This is a genomic window from Pseudomonas sp. P5_B2, from assembly GCF_056400445.1.
In genome coordinates this window covers 1-2,888 of the sequence record NZ_JBFULH010000527.1, presented here as the reverse complement: position 1 = coordinate 2,888, position 2,888 = coordinate 1, and the positions used below count along the sequence as shown (strand labels likewise).

The 2,888-nt window shown below is 59.1% G+C and carries 4 protein-coding genes; 1 reads left to right on the top strand and 3 read right to left on the bottom strand.

Translation table 11 applies throughout. The features are described from left to right. The coding region (locus tag AC1DRJ_RS23445) for a gamma-glutamyltransferase (protein WP_477804247.1) at nucleotides 1–703 on the bottom strand (703 nt) is incomplete at its 3' end. A 151-nt stretch (nucleotides 704–854) separates the two neighbouring features. Here AC1DRJ_RS23445 and AC1DRJ_RS23440 point away from each other — a divergent pair. Beyond that, entirely contained in the window at nucleotides 855–1,370 is a 516-nt protein-coding gene (locus AC1DRJ_RS23440; protein ID WP_477804248.1) for a methylated-DNA--[protein]-cysteine S-methyltransferase, read from the top strand. Between the two features lie 176 nt (nucleotides 1,371–1,546). On the opposite strand, the gene AC1DRJ_RS23435 is transcribed toward AC1DRJ_RS23440, so the two are convergent. Further along, nucleotides 1,547–2,134, bottom strand: a complete 588-nt coding sequence (locus AC1DRJ_RS23435; RefSeq protein WP_477804246.1) for an NUDIX domain-containing protein — start codon at nucleotides 2,132–2,134, stop codon at nucleotides 1,547–1,549. Nucleotides 2,135–2,363: 229 nt separating this feature from the next. Then, nucleotides 2,364–2,801, bottom strand: a complete 438-nt coding sequence (locus AC1DRJ_RS23430) for a hemerythrin domain-containing protein (RefSeq protein ID WP_007947486.1) — start codon at nucleotides 2,799–2,801, stop codon at nucleotides 2,364–2,366. Nucleotides 2,802–2,888: the final 87 nt, after the last annotated feature.

Here is a 2,888-nt window from a genome sequence, read left to right as displayed (position 1 = left end):
CGGCGACCCAGCCTTTATAGAAGCCATCGGCGCCCTTCTCGGAACTTTCCTTCAGGGTCTTGCCCAGATCCTTCTGCACCAGTTTTTGCCCGACCTGCATCGGCTCGCCGTTGCTCAGGAAAATCGCGCCCGAGTCCTTGATGTCTTTCTTGAACACGTCGGTGGCGTAGTCCAGCAAATCGACATCGCCCTGCTCCAGCACAAACCCGTCTTCAGCCAGCTTGATCGCCGGGGCGATCACTTCCTTGCGCGGTTTGGTGCCGTACTTGCTCAGGGCCAGTTCCATGCCGGACACGGTCCCCGGCACGCCGACGGCCAGGTGGCCACGGGTACTGAGGTCTGGGACGACATTGCCTTCTTTATCGAGGTACATGTTAGCGGTGGCGGCCAGCGGGGCTTTTTCACGGAAGTCGAGAAAGGTTTTGCGCCCATCCGCCAGCTGGATGGTCATGAAACCGCCGCCGCCCAGGTTCCCCGCTGCGGGGTACACCACCGCCAGCGCGTAACCCACCGCGACAGCGGCATCGACGGCGTTGCCGCCGTTCTTGAGCACATCGACCCCCACCTGGGAGGCCAGATGCTGGGCCGTGACCACCATGCCGTTTTCGGCCGCGACGGGGGCCACAGAGGCCGCGTGCGCGGCAAGGCAGCTTAAAGCCAAGGAAGTCGCGATGAGCGATTTGGCAAAAGGTTCGTACTTCATGAGTCGGTCTCTTTTTTTGTTTTCAGGCTCTGTCAAACACAGAGTGAGCGGTTCAAAAGCACAAGCAAGTATGGTCGCGATTGCGTATTGCGCCTCCCCGTCGAGGCAGTATGCTGAGCCTCTGTTCAGCCCTTCTGCGGAGTCCGCCAGCATGACCTACACCTTCACCACCCTGGCGTCTCCGGTCGGCGAATTGAAGCTGGTGGCGAAAGACGCAAGACTGGCGGCCATCCTCTGGGAAAACGACAAGCCGAACCGGGTGCGGCTTGGCCCGATGCATGAAGCTGCGGACAATCCGATCCTGGTGAGCGCCGTTCGGCAGTTGCAGGAATACTTTGCCGGCACGCGAGATCGCTTCGAATTGGAACTGGATTTTGCCGGCACGGACTTTCAGAAAAAGGTGTGGCAAGCGCTGCTGACCATCCCGTTCGGAGAGACACGCAGCTATAGCCAGATTGCCCGGCAGATCGGTAATCCGAGCGCTGTTCGAGCGGTGGGCGCGGCGAATGGCAAGAACCCGATTTCGATTGTTGCGCCCTGCCATCGAGTGATCGGTGCCTCGGGCAAGCTCACCGGGTTTGCCGGCGGGCTTGAGGCGAAGGAGCGGTTGCTGACGCTTGAAGGCTGCGAGTGGTCAGGCGCCAGCAGGATGGGCGATCTGTTCTGACTGACCGGAACACCTGTAGCAGCTGCCGAGCCTGCGAGGCTGCGTTCGGCGGCGAAGCCGTCGTATTCGGAGCGCACTCGATCTAGCTGATGCAACGCGCTGCCCACATCCACGGCCGCGGCCCGCATCAAACGCAGCCTCGCGGAGCTCGTCAGCTGCTACAGGGAAAGTGTCGTTCAGGTGAAAATGTCCTTTATCGCCGCATATTGCAGGAGCATGATGGTCTTGGCGTCGCAGATCTCACCGCGATAAAACGCCTCAAGTGCCTCGTCGAAGGCCCATTCCAGCACCTCCAGTTCTTCGGTCTCTTCCTCCAGCCCGCCGCCCTCGCTGACTTTCAATCCAGCGTCATATTCAGCGATGAAGAAGTGCAGCTTTTCGGTGACCGAGCCGGGGCTCATGTACGACTCGAACACCTTCTGCACATGGTGCACGCGGTACCCGGTTTCTTCCTCGGCTTCGGCGCGGATGCGTTCTTCGGGATCAGCCCCTTCAAGCAAGCCGGCCGCCACTTCGATCAGCAAACCATCGTGACCGTTGACGAACACGGGCAGGCGAAATTGGCGCGTCAGCACGATGGTTCTCTTTTCGCGGTTGAACAACAGAATCGCCACGCCATTGCCCCGGTCGTAGACCTCGCGGGTCTGGCGCTGCCAGTCGCCGTTGTTGCGCTGATAGTCGAAGGTAATTTTCTTCAGCAGGTACCAGTCGTGGGACAACACCTGGGATTCGATGATGTTGACCCGTTCGGCTGTATTCGCCATGACAGCATCCTTTTTTCGTCAAAGCGCCCATGGTAGGCGAAAACGAAAAAGCCCGGCATTCCATGATGCGTAACTTGTAGCAGCCGGCGAAGCCTGCGTCCGGCTGCGCAGCAGTCGTAAAACCTGAGTTTTCAGTCTTCCTGAAACACCGCATCGCCTGATTTCACGACTGCTTCGCAGCCGGACGCAGGCTTCGCCAGCTGCTACAGGATTGTGTCGTTCCTTAGGCTCAGGAGAGCTGCGCCTTGTATTCTTTTTCATACTGGCCGGCGAGTGTCTCTTTCTGTTTGTCATCGAGCAGCTTGCCAGCCATCTGGAAGAACTTCTGCTCTTCCTCTTCCAAGTGGTGATGGACCTTCTCGGACAACTTTTTCGCAGTCGCCAGCCACGCCGGGCTGGACATCTCGGTCTCGTCCAGCTCCTCCATCATTTCGTCCATCTCGTGGTGTTCGGCGATGGCGTGGCGGCTCAGGTCGACGCCATTGTCGAACTCCATCAGCGGAATGTAGAAATGGCGTTCCTCGGCGGTTTCATGGGCCTGAAGTTCGGACTTGAGCTGCTTGTAAGCTTCGACCCGTTCCGGGGTGTCACCACTGGTTTTGATCAGCGCTTTGGCATAGCTGCGTTGACGCTCGTGGCTTTCACGCAAGGCTTCGAAAATATTCACGGGGTGTCCTCGTTGGCCGCGTTCTGAACAGACGCTGTTTAGGCTAGACACCCGCGCGACGGCGACGGTTCCACTGGTGTCGGGGGA